Origin of the sequence: Clostridium sp. Marseille-P2415 (assembly GCF_900155545.1) — a bacterium.
Taxonomy (GTDB): Bacteria; Bacillota; Clostridia; order Lachnospirales; family Lachnospiraceae; genus Lacrimispora.
Genome location: NZ_LT732526.1, coordinates 3,232,619 through 3,257,137, shown reverse-complemented (window position 1 = coordinate 3,257,137; position 24,519 = coordinate 3,232,619). Strand labels below are relative to the sequence as shown.

The window sequence follows — 24,519 nt, the reverse complement described above, 5'->3', positions numbered from 1 at the left end:
GTAACGTGGAGCAATTTGTAATGAATACAAAAGTATATATGGGATCTTCCTGTCTGGATAAGATAAAGGAACTTCCTGTGAATAAGGCCTATATTATTTGTGACCCCTTTATGGCCCAGTCCGGAAAGGTGAACTGGATTACAGAGCTTTTACAGGAGAAGGGAAGCAGCTTTGAAGTGTTTTCAGAGGTAGTGCCGGATCCGACCATCGAAGTGGTATCAAAGGCCATCGGCGGGATGAAATGCTTTAATCCGGATGCAGTGATCGCCCTTGGCGGCGGCTCTGCCATCGATACGGCAAAGGCGGCAAACCACATCTACAGTCAGATGGGAAATGAGAAGCTGTATTTGATCGCGGTCCCGACAACCAGCGGCACAGGCAGCGAAGTAACCAATTTTTCCGTCATATCCGACCCGCAGGCCCAGGCGAAATACCCGCTGCGTTCCGACAGCATGGTGCCGGATGCAGCGTTCCTTGATCCGCGCTTTACGGCGTCGGTTCCGCCTCACATTACGGCGGATACCGGAATGGATGTTCTGACCCATGCCTTAGAGGCCTATGTTTCATCCAATGCAGGTGATTTTACCGATGCCTGTGCAGAAAAGGCTGTGAGACTGGTCTGGAACTATCTGGCACGTACCGTAGAGGAAGGAAGCGACATGGAAGCCAGAACCCACATGCACAATGCATCCTGTCTGGCCGGAGTTGCCTTTAACGGAGCATCCTTAGGACTTTGCCACAGTATGGCCCATGCTCTGGGAGCGCGCTTTCACATTCCTCACGGAAGAAGCAACGCGATTCTGCTGCCTCATGTCATCAGCTATAACGCAGGTCTGGAAGACGCAGGCGATCAGAAAGCGTGCGGCAGGTATGTGGAGATTGCCAATATGCTTGGGATCGCGGCAGGAACAGATAAGGCCACGGTACACGGCCTGGTGCGTCATTTAAAGAACCTGATGAATAAGATCAAAATACCGCAGCAGATTACGGATTTAAAGGTTGATAAAGATGAGTTTGAGCAGGCTGTACGGGAAATGGCGGAAAAAGCCCTGGCTGATAACTGCACATTGACCAACCCAAGAGTGCCGTCGGTAGAAGAGATTGAAGCCATCTATCGGAAACTGTGTAAGGGGGGCTATTAATGAAATTCATCACGGAAGACGATTTGAGGATTTTATTCAGAAGAGAACCCTTTACCTCCTACGATCTCCCTGGGGGAACCAGACTGACACCCGGAGCGCGCCAGTTCCTGGTGGATAAGAAGATTCCCATAAGTGACGATCCCATGACGGTAAAACGAAAAAACGAAAAGCCTGGAGAGAAAAACGAAGCGCCGAAAAATGAAATTTGCCCGGATCGTTTCCTATTAAGAAAGAAAACGCTTCAGGCGCAGTTTCTGGAGGCGGGCCTTGAATTATTAAACCGGGACGTGCTGTTGGCAGAGCAGATATTTGACCTGGAACGAAGGCTTTCTGACCTGGGGAAAGAAGGCCGGGATGAGGAAATTGCATTTGAGCCCTGCACCGGATTTAATAAAGAGAATTTTAACGAGCCTTCCGGGGATTGCTTTGAAATTACAGGTTTTCATGCACAGTCAGAAAAGGGAAAAGAAATCGTTCTTCTGCACCGCCTGCGCTGCAGCGTAAGAGAGCTGGCGGCGGAAACGGAGAACGCAGACTTAAACCCGGTCATTAACCGCTTATCACAGATGATATGTCTGGAATATGGAGGAAAAGCATGTCAAAGGAAGAAATAACATTTGATGGATGCAATGAGCTGGTAAGCCAGTTTGAAGCAGTTGTTAAGCATCCTATTAAAGGAAGCTCCTCTGTTTACTATACCGGAGTGGATCTGGGTACGGCGTGTGTGGTACTGGCTGTGTTAGATGAGAATTACAAGCCTGTAGCAGGTGCTTACCGGTATGCAGATGTGGTCCGTGACGGAATGGTCGTTGATTACATCGGCGCGATCCGGATCGTGCGCGAGCTAAAGGAGGAACTGGAGGAAAAGCTGGGCACCGGGCTGATTTATGCAGCCGCAGCCATTCCTCCGGGCACCGATTCCCTGGACGGAGGAGCCATTAAGAACGTGGTCCAGGGAGCGGGATTTGAAATCACAGCCCTTCTCGATGAGCCTACGGCAGCCAATGCAGTTTTAAAAATAAAGAATGGCGCGGTCGTGGACATCGGAGGCGGCACCACCGGAATTTCCATTTTAAAGGATGGAAAGGTGGTGTATGTAGCGGATGAACCCACGGGAGGGACTCATTTCTCCCTGGTGATCTCCGGTGCTTATCATATGTCTTTTAAAGAGGCGGAGGTATATAAACGCAGGGAAGAAAACCATAAAGAACTGCTGCCGGTATTAAAACCGGTTGTGGAGAAAGTGGCTTCCATCATAAGCCGCCATATAGGAGGGCACGATGTCCGGGAAATCTATCTGGTAGGCGGGACCTGCTGTTTGACCGGAATTGAAACAATCATTGAAAAACAGACGGGAATCAGGACGCTGAAACCTGAGAACCCAATGTTTGTAACTCCTCTTGGAATCGCATTTTCCTGTAATCAGGAAGAGCTGGCATAAAGGATGTGGACATATGGAATACCGTATTATTAAATCACCGTCACAGGGGACCATCGATATTTTGAACCGCAGGAAGGGCTCCGGTACCTCTTCCCCCATAGGACCGGTGGATGCAGTAGGACTTGTGCAGGGCAGAATCATCGAAATGGTTTGTGCTGCCGATGTGGCAGAAAAAGCAGTGGGTGTTACGGTAGAAGATATCAGAGGAAGCTGCCCGCAGAACATGATCATGCTGGCGGTTTTTGGAGATACGGCATCGGTAGAGGCAGCCATGGAAGAGATCAGGCAAAGAGAGAAGAGAGGTGCCGAAGAATGGTAGCAGCGAGATTAATTGATAACGTATGGGCCACCAGAAAGGCTGAATCCTTAAGCGGATATAAATTCATGCTTGCCGAGATCATCGGAGGCACACGGGAAGGCGAGCGGCTGATCGTAGCGGATATCATCAGCGCAGGCATCGGTGACCGTGTGATCGTTTCCACCGGCTCTTCTGCCAGACGGATGCTGGGAAGCGATGACATCCCCATAGATGCCGTAGTAATTGGAATTATTGATGAAGATTGCCAATTTATATAGAAGGGAAGTGATCCTATGAAGCAGTTGATTTGTGCAAAAGATGTAGAAAAGATAAACGCAGAGGGCAAAAAGGTTTTTTATATGGAAAGCGGAAGCATCATCACTCCGTCCGCAAAGGATGCAGCAGATGCGTTCGGCATCACATTCTGTGATAAGGCCGAAGAGCAGACGCAGGCCCCGGCGGCTTTTGCAGGTATGGATATTGACAGCGAGAAAATTTATATGGTACTGAAGGCACTCATGGAAAAGGGAATGTTAAATGACATTTTAAAACCCTATGAGTCGGAAAGCCATGGAAACGGTCTTAAGGTAGTTCGCGGAGGCTCTGTAAAAATGGATGTATTTGATACGGGTGACCCGTCTGTTAAGGCTTATTACCAGGAGCTGGTAAGCAAAGAGGAATCCCATATAAGCGCAGGTTTCCTCGTAATCGACCATTCAAGCTTTGAATGGGAATTGACCTATGAGGAGATCGATTATGTAATCGAAGGAACCTTGACCGTAACCATTGACGGGAAAACTTATACCGCAAAAGCCGGAGATGTACTTTTCGTACCGTCAGGCTCTAAGGTAATCTGGGGTTCCCCGGATAAGGCCAGGATATTCTACGCAACTTATCCGGCAAACTGGGCTGATTTGGTTTAAGGAGGTAAACAATGCAGGCACTTGGCTTTATAGAAACAAAAGGCGTGCTGGCGGCCATAGAGGCGGCAGATGCCATGTTAAAAGCAGCAGACGTGTCCCTTATGGAAAAGACCAAAGTCGGCGGAGGACTCATCGCTGTTACGGTGACCGGCGATGTGGCGGCAGTAAAGGCAGCGGTGGACGCCGGAGCAGCAGCGGTAGAACGCATAAACGATGCTGCTTTAATTACACGCCATGTTATTGCCAGGCCTCATGATGAGCTGACGGCTGTAATCGGCGGAGGTACTCCTGACGAACCGGAAAAAGAACAAGAGGTTGAGGTACTTAAAGAGATAACGGCAGAAGAACCGGTCGAAGAATCTTCCAATGAACCGGAATCGGTGGATACCATAAAAAGAGAAACCGTGGACTTATGGATGAAGCAGGATGGTCTGGAAGAAACCATGAAGATACTTGAAGATATGAAGGTAACAGAGCTTAGGACGCTTGCCCGTGAATATCCGGAATTCAGTATAGCCGGACGAGAAATTTCAAAGGCAAATAAAACCCTGCTGCTGGAAGAATTCGGGAAGTATTATGGACAGAATGATTAAGATTTTGAAAGGAGAAATGGAACATGGAAAATTTTGATTATGATTTACGTTCCATCCAGGAAGCAAGGGATTTAGCAAGATGCGGGGAAGCGGCCGCAAAAAAAATTGCCGGATTTACGGAAGAACAGATAGATACCATACTTAAGAGCATGGCTAAGGCAGGAGAGGAACACGCTCTCTGCCTGGCAGAAATGGCTGTGGAGGAAACAGGATTCGGTAAAGTAATGGATAAAGCATATAAAAATCACGCAGCCTCCACACTTTTATACGAGCAGATCAAAGGCATGAAGACAACAGGCATTCTTTCCGAGGATACTGTAAATAAAACCATTGAAGTAGCAGAACCGGTAGGACTTATCATGGGTATCGTTCCTTCCACAAACCCTACTTCCACTGTATTTTTTAAGTCTATGATCGCTGTTAAATCAGGAAATGCGATCGTATTCTCCCCACATCCATCCGCTGCAAAATGTACTTTAAAGGCAGCTGAGGTCATGCGTGACGCCGCTATCGCAGCAGGCGCTCCGGAGGGAATCATCGGCTGTGTATCCATGCCTTCCATGGGTTCCACCAATGAGCTGATGAAATGCAGGGAAGTTTCCATCATCATCGCAACCGGTGGTCCTGGAATGGTAAAAGCTGCTTACAGCGCAGGAAAGCCGGCTATCGGCGTAGGCGCAGGAAACTCTCCGGCTTATATTGAGAAGACGGCAAACGTGAAAGAAGCTGTAAAAACTATCATCGCCAGCAAGACATTTGATTATGGTACCATCTGCGCTTCTGAGCAGTCAATTATCTGCGAGGAAAGCAATCATGCAGAAGTAGTTGCTGAGTTAAAGAGCCAGGGCGGATACTTCATGACAAAGGAAGAAACCGACAAAGTCTGCAGCCTGTTATTCAGGAATGGCCATAGCATGAATGCAAAATTCGTTGGACGTTCTCCACAGGTCATTGCTGCCGCAGCCGGAATCCAGATCCCGGAAGGAACCAAAGTTTTAATCGGTAAGCAGGAAGGCGTTGGAGACGGTTATCCGCTATCCTATGAAAAACTGACAACGGTTCTTGGCTTCTACACCGTTAAGGATTGGGAGGAAGCATGCGGACTCAGCATTCGCCTGTTACAGAACGGAATCGGACATACCATGAGCATCCATACCCAGGATCGTGATAAAGTACTTAAATTCGCAGCAAAACCTGCTTCCAGGATCCTTGTAAATACAGGCGGAAGCCAGGGCGGAACAGGAATCAGCACAGGACTTCCGATCGCTTTTACTTTAGGATGCGGAACCTGCGGCGGAAGCTCTGTTTCCGAAAATGTAAGTCCGAAGCATTTGATCAATATTAAGACAGTTGCATTTGGCTTAAAGGATTGTGCGACCATCGCAGCCGATGATCCAACCTTTATATGGAAAGACAACGGCACAAAAGCTGCATGCAGCCCGGCTGACTTTGTAGCTTCCTTTGAAAAGAAGGAAACCGCTCCGGTATCATCCTGCCAGAGCGGCTGTGATGACAACGAGAAGCTGGCAGCGCTTGTGAAAGAAATTGTACTGGCTATGAAAGGTCAGTAATCACAACTGGGAAAGGAAACAATCATGGATAAATATGAAGCAGTAATCCAGCTCTTAATGGAAGCTGTGAAATCAGACTCCGGAAAAGATGAGTCCCAAATACCAGTAGGCGTTTCCAACCGTCACGTGCATTTGTCCCAGGAAGACTTAGATGCTCTTTTCGGCAAGGGATATGAGCTTACCAATATGAAAGAGTTATCCCAGCCCGGACAGTATGCCTGCAAGGAAACGGTGACCGTATGCGGCCCCAAAGGAGCCATTGAAAAGGTCCGTATCTTAGGACCGGTCAGAAAACAGACTCAGATTGAGATCCTGGCAGCTGACGGCTTTAAGCTTGGTAAGAAAGCAGAGCCTAAGATGTCCGGTGAATTAGCCGGAACACCAGGAATCACACTGGTAGGACCGAAAGGTTCCGTAGAGACAAAAGAGGGCTTAATCGTTGCCCAGAGACATATACACATGAGTCCTGCAGATGCTGTAAAATTCGGCGTACATGACGGACAGACCGTAAGCATTCAGACAGAAGGGATCCGCGGAGGCATTTTTAATCATGTAGCAATCCGTGTAACGGATACTTCAAGCCTGGAATGCCACCTTGATACGGAAGAAGCCAATGCCATGGGGCTTGGCGGCTCTTCAAGCGTTACCATTGTTAAGTAAGTGAACCATTAAAAATTAATTATATTATCAGGAGGATTTAAAAATGAAATACGATGCATTAGGAATGATTGAAACAAAAGGTTTAATTGGATCCATCGAAGCAGCAGATGCTATGGTTAAGGCAGCAAACGTTACCCTGATCGGCAAGGAATTCGTAGGCGGCGGTCTTGTTACTGTTATGGTAAGAGGCGATGTAGGAGCTGTTAAGGCAGCTACCGATGCAGGTGCAGCAGCAGCTCAGCGCGTAGGCGAGCTGGTATCCGTACATGTAATTCCCCGCCCGCATGCAGAGGTTGAAACAATTCTTCCGGGTACAAAAGAGGCATAATTAAAAATTTGGTAAAAGGTCTGGTTTTTACGGGTTCCTCTCGCAGAAATCAGACCTTTTACATATTTTCCATTTAAATCATGTAAAACCCCGGAGTTTTTTGGCGGGTTACAAATTTTAAGGAATATCGTTTTATAATGAGCATTCAGTTACTAATATTCTATACATCTTCCATAAAAATCCAGTAATATTTCCGTATATAATAGACAAAACAAAAATAATTAGGTATAATACCAAGTATATGTGCAGGATGCAGGAAGCAGGTGTAATGATGCGTCATAAAAAAAGCGTAATGAGAAGTTTCATGATGGTGACCCAACTGGGGTTAAGTGTCATGGTACCTGTATTCGTCTGCATTCTTGCCGGTTACTACCTTGACCGGTATGCAGGGACAAAGCTGACGTTACTATTCCTGTTTCTGGGATTTCTGGCAGGCGGTTTAAACGCCTATAAGATGGCGAAGGCCACTCTTGCCATGAATGAAAGGGAGGAGAGGGACGAGGATCAGAAGACACGCATGGAGAGACAAAAGGAAAACCAGCCAAACGTGCATAAGCCCAAGCAGCCAAGCCGTGTGAAACGACATGACGATGAGAAACTTTGATAGACAGGAGGACTTGTAATGGGGAAGGAAACAAAGAATCTGATGCTTGAAGTTTCAGCTGGAATTGTACTTTTCACGGCAGCAGCCATGCTTGCGGCGTTTTTTACGTATCCCAAACGTGCCGTTTTTGCAGGATTGTTTTTGGGAATGGTTTTATCCCTGGCCATGTTTTTATCCATGGCGCTGGTACTTGAGAGCTCCATGAAGACGGAAGATCCGAAGACCGTCCAGAAGCGGAGTGTGATCAGCTCTGTGGTCCGCTATTTGCTTCTTATTGCCATACTGGTGACTGTAATTACCCGGTTTTCGGACTGGTTTCATCCGGTCGCAGTAGTAATCGGAGTCCTTGGACTCAAGGCTGGGGCATTCCTTCAGCCTGTTATACACAGGATCGCAGCCCGCAGGGCAAAGGGAGAATGATCCCGTATGCGGTCAGGTGGGATCACTTAAGAAAGGAGGCTTAAGCGTATGGTCGTTGCGAGTGCCAATAATGTGGACTTCATGATCAAAGGCGTTACAAAGTTCCAGGCTTTTGGGCAGGAGCTTTGGGTTACAACAACGGAGATAGGCCTTAGTATTGTGACGATCGTAATCCTGATTATCGCAGTGATCGCCAACCGGAAAATGAAGAAGGCGGCGGAAGTACCCGGCACGTTCCAGAACATAATAGAATTTGCCGTGGAAGCACTTGATAATCTGGTGAACGGAACCATGGGTCATAATGCAAAAAAGTTTGTTAATTATATTGGGACGATCTTTATTTTCATTTTGTTCTGCAATATTGGCGGCTTATTTGGTCTAAGAACACCAACGGGAGACTTTGGTGTAACGTTCATGCTTGGTGTATTCACGTTTTGTATCGTGCAGTACCAGGGCATTAAGAATCACGGAATCGGTCATCTGACAAGTATGTTCCAGCCATTTCCGATTTTGTTCCCGATCAATCTGATCGGTGAAATTACAAACCCATTATCCCAGGCGCTCCGTTTATTCGGTAACATGATGTCAGGTGTTGTTATCATGGGATTGTGGTATGGGATGATGCCAATCTTTGTAAAGATCGGTATCCCATCATTTTTACATGTGTATTGTGACTTGTTTTCCGGCTGTATACAGACCTATGTGTTCTGTATGCTGACCATGGTATATGTCAACGACAAGATGGATTAGTCAGCCGGACATCATTAATAATTAAATTCAGGAGGAATTTTTCTATGAACGGAATTTCAGGACAGGATTTTATCTTTGGTTGCTCAGCAATCGGTGCAGGTCTTGCGATGATCGCAGGTATCGGACCTGGTATTGGACAGGGTATTGCGGCAGGCCATGCTGCTGCTGCTGTCGGACGTAATCCCGGCGCTAAGTCAGATATTACATCTACCATGCTTTTGGGGCAGGCGGTTGCCGAGACGACCGGTCTTTATGGTTTCGCAGTTGCTGCTATCCTCATGTTCTTAAAGCCATTCAGCTAAAGACGGATGCGGCGGGAGTTAAAATCAGCCCGCAGAATGGGAAAGAATAAAGAGCGAGAGGAGGCGAAACCTTGGAACGATTATTGGGATTTGACCCACAGCTGCTTTTCGGATCATTTGTGACAGGCGTTAACGTATTCATCCTGTTTTTTGCATTATCCTATATGCTGTTCAATCCGGTGCGTGAAGTGCTGGAAAAAAGAAAGCAGAAGATTGCGGGAGAATTAAAAAGCGCTGCTGACGATATGGAAGCTGCGCATGCAATGAAGGAAGAATATGAATTAAAGCTTCATGAGGTGAAGAAAGAGGCAGAAGCAATCTTAGAGGATGCCAGAAAAAGAGCAAAGCAGCGTGAGGCAGAGATTATTGCAGAAGCCAGGGATGAAGCAAACCGCATCGTGATGAGGGGCAACCGGGAGGTTGAACTGGAGAGAAAGAAAGCGCTTGATGATATGAAGGAACAGATCATATCCATCGCTTCCGTCATGGCCGGTAAGGTCGTGGCTGCCTCCATTGATACCACGGTGCAGGATGCCCTGATTGACGAAACTTTGAAAGAGATGGGTGAGAGTACATGGCAAAGCTAGTATCAAAGGTATACGGCGATGCATTGTTTGAGGAAGCCCTGGAAAAGCAGGAAGTGGACGCTTTGTTCGAGGAAGTGAAGGGCCTGCAGATGGTTTGGCGCGAGAGCCGGGAATTAGCGGAGCTTCTTGATAATCCGAAGATTGTAAAGGAAGAAAAAATCGGCATTATTAAGAATGTTTTCGCCGGACGGGTGTCGGATGATCTGATGGGGTTCCTGGCAGTCATTGTCGACAAAGGCAGGCAGAAGGATATTCCGGCAATCTGTGAATACTTCGTGAACGCTGTCAAAGAATATAAAAATATCGGCGTGGCCCATGTGACCAGCGCCGTGGAATTAAAAGAGGAGCAGAAGGCTCAGCTTTTAAAAAAATTACTGGATACGACCCGGTATGTGGATTTTGAAATGGATTATAAAGTAGATCCGTCAATCATAGGCGGCATGGTAATCCGGATCGGGGACCGCGTGGTGGATTCCAGCATTAAGACCCAGATTTATGAATTGCGCCGCAGCTTATCAAAGCTGCAGCTGGCATGATTTCCTCTTTCCTGCCAGCCGTTCGATCAGCCGTTAGGTGAGTCGGACTTCATTATCATTTAGAAAGAAGGTGCAAACCTTAATGAATTTAAGACCAGAAGAGATCAGTTCTGTCATCAAAGAACAGATTCAAAGATATTCCACAAAGCTGGAAGTCTCTGATGTCGGTACAGTCATTCAGGTAGCGGACGGTATCGCCCGTATCCACGGTCTTGAGAACGCCATGCAGGGAGAGCTTCTGGAATTCCCGGGAGAAGTCTACGGCATGGTGCTCAACCTGGAAGAAGATAACGTTGGTGCGGTTTTGCTGGGTACCGGCGATATCAGCGAAGGTGACACGGTAAAAACTACCGGACGAGTGGTGGAAGTACCTGTAGGCGATGCATTGACCGGACGGGTTGTGAATGCGTTAGGACAGCCGGTTGATGGAAAAGGACCGATCCAGACAGACAAATTCCGTAAGATTGAGCGTGTAGCTCACGGCGTTATTGACAGAAAATCAGTAGATACCCCCCTTCAGACCGGTATCAAGGCCATCGACGCCATGATCCCCATCGGAAGAGGCCAGCGTGAGCTGATCATTGGTGACCGCCAAACGGGTAAGACGGCAATCGCCCTTGATACAATCATTAATCAGAAGGGCCAGGGCGTTCATTGTATTTATGTAGCCATTGGTCAGAAGGCATCTACGGTTGCCACCATTGTTAAGACACTGGAAGAGTATGGGGCAATGGATTATACAACCATTGTTGTATCGACTGCTTCCGATTTGGCTCCACTTCAGTATATTGCGCCGTACTCCGGCTGTGCCATAGGAGAAGAGTGGATGGAAAACGGCGGGGACGTGCTGGTTGTTTACGATGATTTAAGCAAACACGCAGCCGCTTACCGTACCCTGTCCCTGCTTCTTAAGAGACCGCCGGGCCGTGAGGCTTATCCGGGCGATGTTTTCTATCTGCATTCCAGATTGCTGGAGAGAGCATCAAAGCTGTCCGATGAACTGGGAGGAGGCTCCTTAACAGCTCTTCCGATTATTGAGACACAGGCGGGAGACGTATCCGCTTATATCCCCACCAATGTTATTTCCATTACAGACGGTCAGATTTATCTGGAAACGGAGATGTTCAACTCCGGTTTCCGTCCTGCCATCAACGCAGGTCTTTCCGTATCCCGTGTAGGCGGCTCTGCCCAGATCAAGGCTATGAAGAAGATCGCAGCACCGATCCGTGTGGAACTGGCACAGTACCGTGAACTTGCAAGCTTTGCCCAGTTTGGTTCCGAGCTTGATAAAGAGACTGCGGAACAGCTTGCACAGGGTGAGAGAATCAGGGAAGTATTAAAGCAGGGGCAGTATCAGCCGATGCCGGTCGAATACCAGATCATCATAATCTTTGCGGCAACCAGAAAGCTTCTTCTGGATATTCCGACTGCGAAGATCCTTGATTTTGAGAAAGCCTTAACAAGCTTCATCGACAGCAAGTATTCTGAGATCCCTGCCAGTATCCGTGAGACAAAGCAGATTACATCTGAGACAGAGGAATTGCTTATTAAGGCAATAAACGAATGTAAAGCAGGTGTATTTTAAAGGCAGGTGAACAATCATGGCATCCATTAGGGATATCAAACGAAGAAGAGACAGTATATCGAGTACCGAACAGATTACGAAAGCCATGAAGCTCATATCTACCGTTAAGCTGCAGAAGTCCAAAGCAAAGGCAGAGGAATCCAAACCCTATTACGACATGATGTATGATACGATTAACTCCATGCTGCGTAAATCCGGCAACATTGAGCATAAGTATTTAAAGGCAGGGGATTCCAAACGGAAGGCCGTTATCGTCATCACTTCAAACCGCGGACTGGCAGGGGGCTACAACAGCAACATTGCCAAGCTGGTTGCGGGGGATGGCAGGCTTACGGCGGAGTTAACGGATGTCTATGCCATCGGAAGAAAAGGGAAGGAAGCATTGGCAAAAAAGGGTTATGCGATTGCCCGGGATTATTCCGAAGTAATCAATGAGCCGATCTACCGTGATGCTTCTGATATCACTATGGAGCTTCTGGACGCATTTGGACAGAACCGGATAGGTGAAATTTATCTGGCTTATACTTCTTTTAAGAATACGGTGACCCAGATACCGACCCTTAAGAAGCTTCTTCCGGTTGAAATGGAAGAGGGAAGCGGGAAGATGGATCTGGCTCTTATGAATTATGAGCCGAATGAGGATCAGGTATTGGATTCCATTATTCCGAAGTATATGAGCAGTCTGATCTATGGCGCATTGCTGGAAGCCGTTGCCAGTGAAAACGGAGCCAGAATGACCGCCATGGACTCTGCGACCAACAATGCGGAAGAGATGATAGAAGAACTGGGATTGGCCTATAACCGTGCAAGACAGGGCTCCATAACCCAGGAGCTTACCGAGATTATAGCCGGAGCCAATGCAATTTCGTAGGCATAACTGTTCGGTGAGCGGCCAGGCGAACTTGGAAGCAGGTTTGTTTGGCTCGTTGCTCACATAAATAAATAAAGAAGGAGAAACAAGATGGCAGAACAAAATATTGGTAAGATCACCCAGATCATCGGTGCCGTACTGGATATCAAGTTCAGCCAGGGCAAGCTGCCGGATATCAATGAGGCCATAGATATCACCACAAAAGACGGCGGCAGACTGGTTGTAGAAGTATCCCAGCATCTTGGCGATGATACCGTAAGATGTATCGCCATGGGCACGACCGATGGACTGGTACGTGGTATGGACGCCGCAGCTACCGGCGCTCCGATTACCGTACCGGTTGGAGAAGAGACTCTGGGACGTATCTTTAACGTTCTGGGTGATCCAATCGATAAAAAACCAGCACCGGAAGTAAAGGAGCATTTACCGATCCACAGGCCGGCTCCCACCTTTGAGGAGCAGTCCACAGAGACGGAGGTTCTGGAAACCGGCATCAAGGTCGTAGACCTTCTCTGCCCTTATCAGAAGGGTGGTAAGATCGGCCTTTTCGGCGGTGCAGGAGTAGGTAAAACCGTTTTAATCCAGGAACTGATCCGTAACATCGCCACAGAGCACGGCGGATATTCCGTATTCACAGGCGTTGGTGAGCGTACCCGTGAAGGAAATGATCTTTATCACGAGATGCAGGAATCAGGCGTTATCAATAAAACAACCATGGTGTTCGGACAGATGAATGAGCCGCCGGGAGCACGTATGAGAGTAGGTCTTACAGGTCTTACCATGGCTGAGTATTTCCGTGACCAGGGCGGAAAGGATGTGCTGTTATTCATTGACAACATATTCCGGTTCACTCAGGCAGGTTCCGAGGTTTCCGCGCTGCTTGGGCGTATGCCTTCCGCAGTAGGTTACCAGCCGACTCTGCAGACCGAAATGGGTGCCCTTCAGGAACGTATCACTTCAACTAAGAATGGTTCCATTACATCTGTTCAGGCTGTTTATGTGCCGGCCGATGACTTAACGGACCCGGCTCCGGCCAACACATTCGCCCATCTGGATGCGACCACGGTTCTTGACCGTTCCATCGTTGAGCTGGGCATTTACCCTGCGGTTGATCCTCTTGGCTCCACATCAAGAATTCTGGACCCGCGTATTGTAGGTGAGGAACACTACCGCATTGCCCGCGGCGTTCAGGAGGTGCTTCAGAAGTATAGAGAGCTTCAGGATATCATTGCCATGTTGGGTATGGATGAGCTTTCCGAGGAAGATAAAGTTACGGTAGCCCGTGCAAGAAAGATTCAAAGATTCTTATCTCAGCCGTTCTTCGTTGCGGAACAGTTTAACGGTCTGGAAGGCCGTTATGTACCTCTTGCTGACACCATTCAGGGCTTTAAGGAGATTCTGGAAGGCAAGCATGATGATATTCCGGAGAGCTATTTCTTAAATGCAGGTAGTATTGATGATGTTCTTGCCCGTGTGAAAAAATAGGGGGTGGGAATATGGCTGATTTATTCAAACTGCAGATCATCACTCCGGAACGGAAGTTCTACGAGGGAGAGGCATCCATGGTGGAGCTTACCACCACGGAAGGTGACATCGGTGTATACCGGAACCATATTCCGATGACTGCCATTGTTGCCCCGGGAGTCCTTAAGATCCACGAGGAAGGCGGAGTAAAGGAAGCGGCCCTGATATCTGGCTTTATTGAGATTTTACCGGAAAAGATCGTCATTATGGCAGAAATTGCGGAATGGCCCGGAGAAATCGATGCAGGCCGGGCTGAGGAGGCCAAGGTCCGTGCAGAACGCCGCTTAAAAGAACAGAGCGGTGAGGTGGATATCATGAGAGCGGAAACAGCCCTTAAAAGGGCTCTTGTAAGGCTTTCACTTATAAAATAATATTGGACTTGAACCTTTCAAAAGAGGTTCAAGTCTTATTTTTTCTTAACAGATGTTTGGACGGAGATATCGTTCCTATGGATTAAACTCATTTTCTGTGTTATACTATAAGACAGATAAAATCGAATAGGGAGAAAGTATTATGAAGGAAACAGCATTAGTGATTATGGCAGCCGGCATTGGCAGCCGGTTTGGCGGAGGAATCAAGCAGCTGGAGCCAGTAGGTCCCAGCGGTGAGATTATCATGGATTATTCCATTCATGATGCATTGGAAGCAGGATTTGACAAGATCGTGTTCATCATCAGAAAGGACTTGGAGCAGGATTTTAAGGAGATCATTGGAAAGAGGATAGAAAAGATCGCTCACGTGGAGTACGCCTATCAGGAACTTGATGATCTTCCGGCTGGTTTTAAAAGGCCCGCCGACAGGACAAAGCCATGGGGAACAGGCCAGGCGATTCTGTGCGCCAGAGATGTGATCCATGAACCTTTTATCGTAATCAACGCAGATGATTATTATGGAAAAGAAGGCTTTATAAAGATTCATGATTATCTGGTGAATGAGATGGATCCTCAGTCACAGCCTTTTGATATCTGCATGGGCGGATTCATACTGGGTAATACCTTAAGTGAGAACGGCGGGGTGACCCGTGGGGTATGTCACGTGGATGAGAATGGGATACTGAAGGAAGTGGCGGAGACTTACGAGATTAAAAGATGCGGTGGTGCTGCCAAGGGGCGTGACGAGGATGGAAACGTGGTGACATTCCCGCTGGAGCAGAATGTATCCATGAATATGTGGGGACTTTCTCCGGCGTTTCTTAAAGAACTGGAGAGAGGATTTCCAGAGTTTCTTAATGGACTAAAAGAAGGAGATGTGAAAACAGAATATCTGCTTCCTAAGATCATCGATAAACTTGTTCATTCTGATAGAGCCCGGGTCAAGGTGCTTGAGACAAAGGACAAGTGGTTTGGCGTGACCTATAAAGAGGATAAAGCTGCTGTTGCAGAGGCCATAAGGAACCTGGTGTCAGAAGGAGTATATCCGGACCGGTTATTTGATGAAAGTAAATAAAAATGAAGATAGACGGCTTCCTGATAAAAGAAATATCCGGAGACCGTCTTTTCATTTACGCGGGCAACGAGCCAAACGAACATGTTTGCGTTTTTCTTCCGGTTTCATGTAATTTTGCACTTTTCATTTCTGCTATGCATACAATAGTGATGTATAAGCAGAAAGCAGGGAGTGATAACAGCCGTGCCGAATAACCCAGATTATACTTATGGAAACAATCACCAGGGGCTGGAGCCATACATGCTTTACGGTGACAGGAGCATTGCGGAGAGTCCCATGGAGAGAAAAGATATCATAGTAAAGGATTTGGAATATCTGCAGGGGATGTACCCGGGACATATGAAACGTTTGCAGGAATATGTGGTTTCTGCGTGCGATCATCTGGATTATAAGAACAGCCCTATGTATGATGAATTTCCGGATCGTATACTGATTAATCAGATTTGTGATTCCATTTGCCGCCAGGTCCATGAGGATGGCCTCATAACAGATGAGGAGATGACCGGAAATGGAGATTTTGCACAGGCGGCTTCGGAAAATCGGAATACAGAAGAGATAGGCTGGGAAGCAAACGAGATAGAGAGAGCGGAACTGCCGCCCCGGCAGCGTTACTCGACATGGGGTGCGCCGCCGTGGGGTCCGCCACCGGGCCCGAAACCGCCTCATTGGGGTCTATCGCCATGGGGCCCGCCGCCAGGTCCGCCCCCCTCTCATTGGGGTCCCCCGCCAGGCCGGCGTCCGTGTTGTCCCCCTAAGTATAGCGGAGGAAACTGGACGAATGATATAGTTGCAGTGCTTCTGCTTAATGAGATGCACCGCAGGAGATGCCGTTCAGGACTGTGCAGGTAGAGAACGGTAATCAGGTTAAGAGAGTGAGAAGCAGCTGTCCAGGGAAGGACGGCTGTTTTTTTAGGGGTACGCCAAGGTAATCGCCAGTGAGTCTTGCAGCAAAGCCTCCATTGCTATGGGGTGACCGATCGTGCTGAAGCGGGGTATGTCGGATAAAAAAAGCAACCTAATCCAACATCAACGTAAGTTTAGCAATGAATGATAAAAGAATAGCAATTTATGAAATGATAAAAATGGGAATAAGTTGTATTATAGTTTTATAAATTAAGGAATTTATTGTAAATATTTCAGAAGGAATGCTGTAAATAGTACAATACTTTTTTATCTTCATCTAAGTGATTTTCTTCAATGTGTTTTCTGCTTTCAAGATGTTTTTCATAATACGAATGAACTCTCTATACGAATCCTCAGCCACAGAAAAATTATAAGTTCCATATGAGCCGAATTTATGATTCTGCTTTATAAATAAAGTATTTTATAATCCTAATTAACATTGTAATTATTTAGGTAAAACAAACACTTTGTTGTTGTTTTAAAAGAATTTATCTTCTCAGGGAGGAGGTGTCCGTCAGATGTTCACGGAATATAACACAGGATAAGAGATATACTGCAAAGAGAAATTACCGTCAAAAGCATGAAAGGGAGTGATTTATAAAATATAATATCCAATGTATGCAGTTAAGTGGTACTGATAAAAAATATTGTGCAGGAGGGTTTTGTATGAGTAACTTAAATAAGTTAAATAAGAAAGCTTTAGCGTTATTTTCTGTAATTTTATTGGGCTTTACCAGCATGTTCGCAAGAACCGCATATGCTGCGACAGACTACTGGCAAAATTGGACCGATGGCGGTGGAACAGTAAATGCTACCAATGGTTCTGATGGTAATTACAGTGTTAGTTGGACAAACTGCGGGAACTTTGTCGTCGGTAAAGGCTGGGGGACAGGAACCCCAACCAGGGTATGTAACTACAATGCCGGCGCCTTTTCGCCCTCCGGTAATGGGTATTTAACATTATATGGGTGGACGAGAAACTCACTCATAGAATACTATGTTGTAGATAGCTGGGGCACTTATAGACCTACCGGAACGTATAAGGGTACCGTGAGCAGTGATGGGGGTACCTATGACATATATACGACTATGCGATACAACGCACCTTCCATTGATGGTACCCAAACTTTCCAACAGTACTGGAGTGTCAGACAAACGAAAAGAGCGACCGGAAACAACGTTCAGATTAATTTCGGCAACCATGTTAACGCTTGGAGGAGTAAAGGTATGAATCTGGGGAGCAGTTGGTCTTACCAGGCATTATGTGTAGAGGGATATCAAAGTAGTGGTTATGCTAATGTAACGGTGTGGTAACAGGTCGCACTGCAATCTGATAACTGATAGGTGTCTGACCGTTAAAGTCTTTTAATCATTCGATATATAAGGCCGGACGGTCTCACAGCCGGCGGCCTTATATATCAGAACGTTTAAATACCTATCAGCTTAAAGGAGATATATCAATGAGAAAACTTTTGATTTTACTTTTATTGGCTATGATTGTTGTTGGTGCTTGTTCACAGAATAAGCAGGATAGCTTTGTTTATGTCAAAGGCGGTCTTTTTATGAATACAAAGTCCAACTATTATGGAAAAAATGTAACAATATCAGACTTTTATATGGGCAAATATGAGGTTACACAAAAAGAATGGATGGAGGTAATGGGAAGTAATCCTTCGGAATTCAAAGGTGACAATTTGCCGGTAGAAATGGTAAGCTGGTATGACTGTATTGAGTACTGTAATAAAAGAAGTATAAAAGAGGGCTTAGAACCTTATTATAATATTGATAAAAATAAAAATGACCCGAATAATAAAAGTGATAACGATGATCTGAGATGGACAGTTACAATCAATATGGGGGCTGATGGATACCGGTTGCCGACAGAAGCGGAATGGGAATATGCGGCAGGCGGAGGCCAGATGAGCAAGGATTATACATACAGCGGAAGTAATAATGGAGATGAAGTGGCATGGTATTGGAGAAACGCAGGAAATGAATACTTATCGGGAGATTGGTATTGGCCTGCGATAGAAAATAATAATAATAAAACAAAACCCGTCGGTTCCAAGAATCCCAACGAGTCAGGACTTTACGATATGTCGGGTAATGTAAGGGAATGGTGTTGGGACTGGTATGAAGACGCGGACATTAACAGCGGCTTTTTCCGGGTATGGAAAGGCGGCGGTTGGATTGGAGATATCGTCAGCTGCGAATCATCTTACCGTGGCAAGTTCGAGGCGAATGGTAAAGGCTCCGATCAAGGTTTTCGTGTGTGCCGTGCCGAGTAAGCGGGAGCACATATATAGTATTGCCCTTGAAACTATCCTTGAACAGAGAATAGACATTTTAGATTCAGATATACGTATTCTTTATCCATTCAATGCCCCTCTGTCCCTTCTCTATTAGGTTATGGGCGCTTGCGCGCCCAAGCCCCTTTTCAAAACCGTACGTGCCCTGTTAAGGCATTCGGTTTTTCACTCTATATTCATTAATTTCCAATTAAAGAATGTATCTGCCGTATAACTTCTCTTCTGGTTTCTGCGATTAAGCCATTTACATAGCAACCCTTTTGTTTGTATAAGAAAAGCCCTGATAGGACCTGACTCGGGAAAATTATAGGCTAAGCTCGGTTTTCGGATTAATTAAGAAAGTTTTCATTGTAGTTTTGGATATTATTGTATACAATAAAGAAGAGAGAATGCTAAAACAAAGGAAGCCTGGTATGAAACGTTTGATAAAAAAAGTAGGGATCTTATCTGCGGTTTTTATTATAGCAATCGCAGTTTATTTTGTGTGGAATCAGAAAAATACAGAGAAAAATGATATAATGGTATATACTTCCATGGATGAGGCGGCCTTACCGGTTGTATATTCGGATATGTTCGGAAGAAAGATGAATCTTCTCCATGGTTATACCCAGGATATGAAGCAGTCTGTTTCCCGGGAGGCGCTGACCGTTCTTCCGGCGGACCGGCTCATGAACATACAGATTTCCGATTATGGCGGCAGCATCCAGGGAATAGAATATGAAGTCCGCAGCCTGGACTTAGGGCGGCTGGTGGAACGGACAAGTGTGGATAAATGGAACGAAGAGGAGGGAGGGATTACGGCAACCCTTCCCATTCAGAACCTTTTGACAAAGGATAAGGAGTACCTTCTCATTCTGACACTGGATACCTCTGGTAACGGGAAGCTCCTCTACTATACCCGTATTATGTGGACGGACAGCACTAATACAAAAGACATGGTGGATTTTGCGGTGGATTTTACGACACGGACGTTTAATTATGACCAGGCCAGGGATCTTACCACCTATCTGGAGACCAATGATTCAGAGGATAACAGTTCCCTTGGGCATGTGACCATCCATTCCAGCTTTTCCCAGCTGACCTGGGGAGGGCTTACCGTCACGCCGGTAGGAGAGATCAGGGCCACATTAAAGGATATGGACGGAATCATGTGCAGCGTCCAGCTGCAGTATGAAGTGTCCCGGGCTTTGGAGGGCGGGGCCCAGGAATTTTATGAGGTGGAGGACAATTTCACCATGAAGTGGGACAGCCGGCGTATCTACCTCATGGATTTTGAGCGGAATACCAATCAGATATTTTCCGGTCAAAAGGAGCTGTTCTCTGAAAAACGGATCATGCTGGGCATTTCCAATAACGATGAAATACGGACGGCAAAAAGTCCTTCGGGAAACACCCTGGCTTATGTGGTAAACCGGGATTTATGGGCCTTTGACCAGAACAACGGGCATGCGGTAAAGGTATTTTCCTTCCGAAGCGGTGAGGATGACGGACTTCGCAGCGGTTATAACCAGCATGATATCAAAATATTATCGGTCAGTGACAACGGGAATGTGGACTTTCTGGTTTATGGATATATGAACCGCGGCATTCATGAAGGAAGCTTAGGGATCGCCATGTACCAGTACAGCAGTGAGGATAATGCCATCCGCGAGCGTTTTTTTACCCCGGTCACGCTGTCTTTTGAGACTCTGAAGGAGGATATAGACCAGCTTGCCCATTTAGGGGCCAACGGAATGCTGTATTTAATGGCAGACCGGGCGGTTTATGGGATCGATTTAAACAGTAATGAATATATGGTCCTGGCGGATTCCCTGATAGACGGCGGATTTGCGGTCAGCAGTACAGAACGCCATTTTGCCTGGTTAGAGGGAAGCAGCCTTTATGGAGCCGGTGTGATCCATCTCATGGACCTGGATACCGGTGTGAAGAGGGAGATAACAGGAGGAGAGAATAACCTTTACCGCCCCCTTGGATTTGTAGGCGATGATTTCATTTACGGAATTGCCAGGGAAGGGGATGTGTGGGTTCAGAACGGAAGGATCAAGGATGCACCCATGTACCGGATTGAGATCATGGATCAAAGCGGGAAGATCGTTAAGGAATATGAGCATGAGAATGTGTATATTGCAGACGTGTCCGTGGATGACAGCCGGATCCACTTGACCCAGGCAGTAAAGTCCGGAGAGCAGTCCTATGCGGCGTCCAAACAGGATACCATTGTCTGCAATCAGGAGCTTGCCGATGAAGAAATGGAAGGAATTGGATGGAAGGTTTCCGAGGACCGGAAAAAGGTGTATTTTGTACAGCTTGACAAAGAAATTTTAAGCCGGGAAGTGAAAATTACAGTCCCGAAAAAGGTTGCTTATGATGCTACAGAGGTTGTGGAGCTAAAGTCCAGTGCCAAAACACCGGAAAACAGGTTTTATGCCTATGGCGGAGGGCATTATCTTGGAAGCAGCCGCAATTTTACCGATGCACTTGAGCTCGCTTATGATAAGATGGGGGTCGTAACGGATCAGAACCAGGAGGTCATATGGAACCGTGTGAACCGTCCACCTGCCCGCAATATGAAAGATCCAATGAAAACCGGAGCTGCATTCTTGCGTAACCTGGATGGATTTACGGAAAGCGGATCCCATGGGGAGGGGATTCTTATGCTGGATGCCAGAGGCTGTATACTGAATCAGGTCCTGTATTTCGTGGGCCAGGGCTGTCCTGTGGCTGCCTATACCGGCCAGGGAGGTTATGTGCTGATCTCCGGTTACGATCAGTATAATGTGACTCTTTATAACCCGGTTTCCGGGGAAAGCCAGAAGATGGGCTTAAATGATGCCTCTGCTTACTTTGCAGGCCAGGGAAATGACTTTGTCTGCGGGGTATTTATGGAATAAGAAAATGCGTTCTCTTTACAAATCCGCAAGATATGTTATAATCATTAAAGGTTAATGAATGGAATGTAAGAATTTTGTAATAGATAACTTGATAATCAGAGGTGTGAAATGGAGCAGTATATTATGAAAGGCGGCAATCCGCTGGTTGGCGAAGTGACCATCGGAGGAGCAAAGAATGCCGCTTTGGGAATCCTGGCAGCGGCCATCATGACAGATGAGGATGTACTGATTGATAATTTGCCGGATGTGAGAGATATAAACGTGTTACTGGAAGCGATTGAGGAGATCGGTGCGAAAGTAGAGCGGATCGACAGACATACGGTCCGCATCAACGGCAAGACCATCCGGGAAGTTTCGGTTGATGACGAATACATCCGCAAAATAAGGGCTTCTTATTATTTTATTGGAGCCATGCTGGGAAAATATAAGAGTGCCCAGGTTCCGCTTCCGGGCGGCTGCAACATTGGGAGCCGGCCCATTGACCAGCACTTAAAGGGATTCCGTGCCCTTGGAGCTGATGTAAAGATTGAGCGTGGGGCTGTCATTGCTCATGCCATTGATCTGGTGGCCAGCCATATCTATCTGGATGTGGTCAGCGTCGGGGCGACAATCAACGTCATGATGGCGGCGACCCTGGCAGAGGGACAGACCATTCTGGAAAATGTAGCAAAAGAACCCCATGTGGTTGACGTAGCCAACTTTTTAAACAGCATGGGTGCCAATATCAAGGGAGCCGGTACGGACACCATCCGGATCCGCGGCGTAAGAAAGCTTCATGGAACCGAGTACTCCATTATTCCTGATCAGATTGAAGCCGGTACCTTTATGTGTGCGGCAGCCATTACCCGCGGGGATGTGATGGTAAAAAATGTCATCCCCAAGCATCTGGAGGCTATTTCTGCGAAGCTTTTGGAGATGGGATGCGAGGTCGTGGAATTTGATGATGCGGTCCGTGTGGTTGGAAAGTCCAATCAGAAGCATACGGACGTCAAGACGCTTCCCTATCCGGGGTTTCCCACCGATATGCAGCCACAGATGACAGTGACTCTGGCCCTTGCGGGCGGAACCAGCGTAGTGACCGAGAGTATTTTCGAAAACCGTTTCCGTTATGTGGATGAGCTGTCCCGTATGGGAGCTAATGTAAAGGTAGAAGGAAATGTAGCGGTCATTGACGGTGTAAGCGGCTTTACCGGAGCCTTTGTAAACGCTCCGGATCTTCGTGCAGGTGCAGCACTGGTCATCGCCGGACTGGCTGCGGATGGATACACCGTTGTGGACGAGATCGGATATGTTCAGCGGGGTTATGAATGCTTTGAAGAGAAGCTCCAGGGTCTGGGAGCTATGATTGAAAAGATAGATTCTGAAAAAGAAGCAAAAAAATTTAAATTAAAAGTTGGATAGGCGGGGGGTTCCCCGCCGTTTTCCGTTTTCAGGGCTGTATGTGCAAATATCTTTTGATGAGCATTCATTATACTTAGGTTAGTAAATTCGAGGAGGTAACAGCAATGAACGAGAAACCGGTTCTGGTCATTATGGCAGCAGGCATGGGAAGCCGTTATGGAGGTTTAAAGCAGATCGACCCTGTCGATGCCTATGGGAATAAAATCATTGATTTCTCTATTTTTGATGCGGTTCAGGCTGGATTTGAAAAGGTTGTTTTTATCATTAAGAAGTCCATAGAAAAAGAATTCAGGGAGAACATCGGAGACCGTATGGCGGCCCATGTACAGGTGGAATACGTGTTTCAGGAGCTTGACAGGCTTCCAAACGGGTATCAGGTACCGGAGGGAAGAGTGAAACCCTGGGGAACCGGTCATGCTGTTTTATGCTGCAAGGACATCATTAACGGTCCGTTTGCAGTCATTAATGCCGATGATTATTATGGAAAAGGCGCATTTGTATCCATTTATGACCGGTTGTCCAGGGTTTCCGACGGGGAGAAATACCAGTATGCCATGGCAGGCTATCAGCTTTACAATACCCTGACGGAAAACGGCCATGTGGCAAGAGGCGTATGCAGCACCGATGAAGCGGGGAAGCTTGTTGACGTTCACGAGCGCACCAGAATCGAAAAACACGGGGACAGAGCGGAGTTTACGGAGGATGACGGTGTGACCTGGACGGAATTAGGCGAAGATACCATTGTCTCCATGAATATGTGGGGATTTACAAAGAGTATTTTAAGCGAGCTTGATGAACGGTTCACCGCCTTTTTAGACAGGGAACTCCCTGTGAATCCGGTGAAATGCGAATATTTTCTCCCGTTTGTGGTAGATGAACTGTTAAAGGAAGGCAGGGCAGAGGTCTCCGTATTAAAGAGCGTGGACCGCTGGTACGGCGTTACCTACAAAGAGGACAAGGAAATGGTAGTGAATGCCATTCAGGGACTGAAAGAAGCAGGACTTTATCCGGAAACGTTATGGGGGTGGAAACTCAAGTAACCAGTAGTTGAACCATTTGCATATTTAGTGTCCAGCTACTATTGCCATGACCGAAATTAAGAATTTAAATATGCTGTCCATTTGACACCCCCTTTCTGCTGCTGCAGTCTGGGAAAAACAGCATTTGCACTTGACAGCCATTTTAAAATACGGTAGAATAGATATGCAATAAATGTAGCTTTCAATTGAATAACAAATGAAAAGTACGTAATATCCCTTATTCAGAGTGATGGAGATACAAAGGATCTGTGAAGTCACGGCAACCCCGACCGGAATGATGGCGCATAAGCCAGAAGGAGCGGTTGGAAGGTGCCAACCTGAGCGAGAAATCGAGCAATAAGAGGATTTGATACAGTGTTGAATCAAGTCCGCGTTGCTGCGGACTTTTCTTTTT

General features: G+C 46.8%; 27 protein-coding genes and 1 riboswitch. All 27 genes read left to right on the top strand.

All coding sequences use genetic code 11. The features are described from left to right. Nucleotides 1-5: 5 nt before the first annotated feature. The 27 genes from BQ9856_RS19850 (at nt 6) to BQ9856_RS19715 (ending at nt 24,125) form a co-directional block, all read left to right on the top strand. The gene (locus BQ9856_RS19850; protein ID WP_200801330.1) at nt 6-1,142 is read left to right on the top strand and encodes a 1-propanol dehydrogenase PduQ; all 1,137 of its coding nucleotides are present in this window, start codon (nt 6-8) and stop codon (nt 1,140-1,142) included. After that, the gene (locus BQ9856_RS19845) at nt 1,142-1,756 is read left to right on the top strand and encodes a hypothetical protein (RefSeq protein WP_077612564.1); all 615 of its coding nucleotides are present in this window, start codon (nt 1,142-1,144) and stop codon (nt 1,754-1,756) included. The genes BQ9856_RS19850 and BQ9856_RS19845 overlap by 1 nt, the downstream gene beginning before the upstream one ends. Beyond that, nucleotides 1,738-2,583, top strand: coding sequence for an ethanolamine utilization protein EutJ (gene eutJ / locus BQ9856_RS19840; RefSeq protein WP_077612563.1), 846 nt, complete (start codon nt 1,738-1,740; stop codon nt 2,581-2,583). The genes BQ9856_RS19845 and eutJ overlap by 19 nt, the downstream gene beginning before the upstream one ends. Nucleotides 2,584-2,596: 13 nt before the next feature. Continuing rightward, on the top strand, nt 2,597-2,902 hold the full coding sequence (locus tag BQ9856_RS19835) for a BMC domain-containing protein (protein ID WP_077612562.1): 306 nt from the start codon (nt 2,597-2,599) through the stop codon (nt 2,900-2,902). Then, nucleotides 2,896-3,159 (top strand): EutN/CcmL family microcompartment protein, encoded by a 264-nt coding sequence (locus tag BQ9856_RS19830; RefSeq protein WP_077612561.1) that lies wholly within the window; start codon nt 2,896-2,898, stop codon nt 3,157-3,159. The genes BQ9856_RS19835 and BQ9856_RS19830 overlap by 7 nt, the downstream gene beginning before the upstream one ends. A gap of 15 nt (nt 3,160-3,174) precedes the next feature. After that, on the top strand, nt 3,175-3,804 hold the full coding sequence (locus tag BQ9856_RS19825; RefSeq protein ID WP_077612560.1) for a cupin domain-containing protein: 630 nt from the start codon (nt 3,175-3,177) through the stop codon (nt 3,802-3,804). 11 nt (nt 3,805-3,815) lie between these two features. Further along, entirely contained in the window at nt 3,816-4,397 is a 582-nt protein-coding gene (locus tag BQ9856_RS19820; protein WP_077612559.1) for a BMC domain-containing protein, read from the top strand. A gap of 23 nt (nt 4,398-4,420) precedes the next feature. Beyond that, a complete protein-coding gene (locus tag BQ9856_RS19815; RefSeq protein WP_077612558.1) occupies nt 4,421-5,968 on the top strand; it encodes an acetaldehyde dehydrogenase (acetylating) in 1,548 nt (515 codons plus the stop codon). Nucleotides 5,969-5,992: 24 nt separating this feature from the next. Further along, nucleotides 5,993-6,628, top strand: coding sequence for a phosphate propanoyltransferase (locus tag BQ9856_RS19810; protein ID WP_077612557.1), 636 nt, complete (start codon nt 5,993-5,995; stop codon nt 6,626-6,628). A 43-nt stretch (nt 6,629-6,671) separates the two neighbouring features. Continuing rightward, on the top strand, nt 6,672-6,956 hold the full coding sequence (eutM, locus tag BQ9856_RS19805; RefSeq protein WP_024293096.1) for an ethanolamine utilization microcompartment protein EutM: 285 nt from the start codon (nt 6,672-6,674) through the stop codon (nt 6,954-6,956). 268 nt (nt 6,957-7,224) lie between these two features. Continuing rightward, nucleotides 7,225-7,560: an AtpZ/AtpI family protein gene (locus BQ9856_RS19800; protein WP_235839263.1), complete on the top strand. Its 336-nt coding sequence runs from the start codon at nt 7,225-7,227 to the stop codon at nt 7,558-7,560. An 18-nt stretch (nt 7,561-7,578) separates the two neighbouring features. Next, nucleotides 7,579-7,980, top strand: coding sequence for an ATP synthase subunit I (locus tag BQ9856_RS19795; protein ID WP_077612556.1), 402 nt, complete (start codon nt 7,579-7,581; stop codon nt 7,978-7,980). Nucleotides 7,981-8,028: 48 nt separating this feature from the next. Continuing rightward, nucleotides 8,029-8,730 (top strand): F0F1 ATP synthase subunit A, encoded by a 702-nt coding sequence (gene atpB / locus BQ9856_RS19790; RefSeq protein WP_077612555.1) that lies wholly within the window; start codon nt 8,029-8,031, stop codon nt 8,728-8,730. A gap of 44 nt (nt 8,731-8,774) precedes the next feature. Further along, a complete protein-coding gene (gene atpE, locus BQ9856_RS19785) occupies nt 8,775-9,032 on the top strand; it encodes an ATP synthase F0 subunit C (RefSeq protein ID WP_077612554.1) in 258 nt (85 codons plus the stop codon). 71 nt (nt 9,033-9,103) lie between these two features. Next, entirely contained in the window at nt 9,104-9,619 is a 516-nt protein-coding gene (gene atpF, locus BQ9856_RS19780) for a F0F1 ATP synthase subunit B (RefSeq protein ID WP_077612553.1), read from the top strand. After that, nucleotides 9,607-10,155 (top strand): ATP synthase F1 subunit delta, encoded by a 549-nt coding sequence (gene atpH, locus BQ9856_RS19775; RefSeq protein WP_077612552.1) that lies wholly within the window; start codon nt 9,607-9,609, stop codon nt 10,153-10,155. The genes atpF and atpH overlap by 13 nt, the downstream gene beginning before the upstream one ends. Before the next feature lie 82 nt (nt 10,156-10,237). Next, nucleotides 10,238-11,740 carry a F0F1 ATP synthase subunit alpha gene (gene atpA / locus BQ9856_RS19770; RefSeq protein ID WP_077612551.1) on the top strand — a complete coding sequence of 501 codons (1,503 nt, stop codon included), beginning with the start codon at nt 10,238-10,240 and terminating at the stop codon, nt 11,738-11,740. 16 nt (nt 11,741-11,756) lie between these two features. Continuing rightward, nucleotides 11,757-12,611, top strand: a complete 855-nt coding sequence (atpG, locus tag BQ9856_RS19765; RefSeq protein ID WP_077612550.1) for an ATP synthase F1 subunit gamma — start codon at nt 11,757-11,759, stop codon at nt 12,609-12,611. 90 nt (nt 12,612-12,701) lie between these two features. Further along, a complete protein-coding gene (gene atpD / locus BQ9856_RS19760; protein ID WP_077612549.1) occupies nt 12,702-14,096 on the top strand; it encodes a F0F1 ATP synthase subunit beta in 1,395 nt (464 codons plus the stop codon). Nucleotides 14,097-14,107: 11 nt separating this feature from the next. Then, nucleotides 14,108-14,506: an ATP synthase F1 subunit epsilon gene (gene atpC, locus BQ9856_RS19755; protein ID WP_077612548.1), complete on the top strand. Its 399-nt coding sequence runs from the start codon at nt 14,108-14,110 to the stop codon at nt 14,504-14,506. 142 nt (nt 14,507-14,648) lie between these two features. Next, on the top strand, nt 14,649-15,581 hold the full coding sequence (locus BQ9856_RS19750; RefSeq protein WP_077612547.1) for a sugar phosphate nucleotidyltransferase: 933 nt from the start codon (nt 14,649-14,651) through the stop codon (nt 15,579-15,581). Between the two features lie 183 nt (nt 15,582-15,764). Then, nucleotides 15,765-16,430: a hypothetical protein gene (locus BQ9856_RS19740; RefSeq protein WP_077612545.1), complete on the top strand. Its 666-nt coding sequence runs from the start codon at nt 15,765-15,767 to the stop codon at nt 16,428-16,430. A gap of 720 nt (nt 16,431-17,150) precedes the next feature. Continuing rightward, nucleotides 17,151-17,798, top strand: a complete 648-nt coding sequence (locus tag BQ9856_RS19735) for a glycoside hydrolase family 11 protein (RefSeq protein ID WP_077612544.1) — start codon at nt 17,151-17,153, stop codon at nt 17,796-17,798. A 146-nt stretch (nt 17,799-17,944) separates the two neighbouring features. Then, nucleotides 17,945-18,772 (top strand): formylglycine-generating enzyme family protein, encoded by an 828-nt coding sequence (locus BQ9856_RS19730; RefSeq protein ID WP_077612543.1) that lies wholly within the window; start codon nt 17,945-17,947, stop codon nt 18,770-18,772. A 434-nt stretch (nt 18,773-19,206) separates the two neighbouring features. Further along, nucleotides 19,207-21,684: a hypothetical protein gene (locus BQ9856_RS19725; protein WP_077612542.1), complete on the top strand. Its 2,478-nt coding sequence runs from the start codon at nt 19,207-19,209 to the stop codon at nt 21,682-21,684. Nucleotides 21,685-21,792: 108 nt separating this feature from the next. Beyond that, on the top strand, nt 21,793-23,085 hold the full coding sequence (locus BQ9856_RS19720; protein WP_077612541.1) for a UDP-N-acetylglucosamine 1-carboxyvinyltransferase: 1,293 nt from the start codon (nt 21,793-21,795) through the stop codon (nt 23,083-23,085). 104 nt (nt 23,086-23,189) lie between these two features. Next, entirely contained in the window at nt 23,190-24,125 is a 936-nt protein-coding gene (locus BQ9856_RS19715; protein ID WP_077612540.1) for a sugar phosphate nucleotidyltransferase, read from the top strand. 214 nt (nt 24,126-24,339) lie between these two features. Then, nucleotides 24,340-24,468, top strand: a riboswitch (SAM riboswitch). Nucleotides 24,469-24,519: the final 51 nt, after the last annotated feature.